The sequence below is a fragment of the Ralstonia flaminis genome (assembly GCF_958415495.1).
Taxonomy (GTDB): Bacteria; Pseudomonadota; Gammaproteobacteria; order Burkholderiales; family Burkholderiaceae; genus Ralstonia; species Ralstonia flaminis.
This window is the reverse complement of record NZ_CATZLL010000042.1, coordinates 1-895: the sequence shown is the minus strand read 5'-3', so window position 1 is coordinate 895 and position 895 is coordinate 1. Positions and strand designations below refer to the sequence as shown.

General features: G+C 61.1%; 1 protein-coding gene. It reads left to right on the top strand.

Annotated elements, in window-relative coordinates; genetic code table 11:
* Nucleotides 1–41: 41 nt before the first annotated feature.
* Nucleotides 42–895, top strand: an 854-nt coding sequence (locus R2N11_RS26355) for an IS1595 family transposase (protein ID WP_316682964.1), incomplete at its 3' end; no start/stop codon positions are given.

Genomic DNA, 895 nt, shown 5'->3' with positions numbered 1-895 from the left:
AAGGGGTATCCACTTAGCTCCAGCTATGCCAGAATTACTGGATGGATATACAGGTAGAGCGGATATTACCCCCAGAACCGGGCAAGGACTACCCCCGCAACTGGAACGAGTTTCTGGACCGGTTCGGGACGGAAGAGGCCTGCCTGTCCTACCTAGAGGCATTGCGGTGGCCGCAGGGATTCATTTGCCCTGATTGCGGCGTCGCAGCCGAGCCTTATCGGTCGAGCCGCACCCGCCTGATGTGCCGCAGTTGCGGCCACCAAACGACGGTGACCGCTGGCACGATATTCGACAAGACCCGCACGCCACTGCGGGTGTGGCTGGCCGGCGCTTGGTATCTAACCAATCAGAAGCAAGGCGTCAGCGCCCTTGGTTTGCAACGGGTGCTGGGCCTGGGGAGCTATCAGACCGCTTGGACGATGCTGCACCGGTTCCGCCGCGCCATGGTGCGGCCGGACCGCGAACGCTTGAAGGGGCGTGTTGAGGTTGACGAGACCTACCTGGCCATCACGGACCGGGAAGCCCCTATCTCCGCCGTCAACCGCAAGAACCGCACGAGCAAGGTGCTGGTCATCCTTGCGGTCGAAATGCTTCAGCCCAAGGGCTTCGGCCGGATACGCTTGCAGCGCATCCACAACGATGGCGCTGAATGCGCCATCCCGTTCGTACAGGCATCGGTTGAGCCTGGCTCCCAGGTCAGAACTGACGGGTCAGCAGCCTATCGGACATTGAGCAAGCTGGGCTACGACCACCAGCGCAATGTGATGCTGGGTGCCGAGGCGCCAGCTCATGTTTCGATGGCTGGCGTCCATCGGGTTGCTTCACTGGTCAAACGCTGGATTCTTGGCACGCATCACGGCTCGGTTCAGCCGGAGCATCTGGATGCCTATCTAGA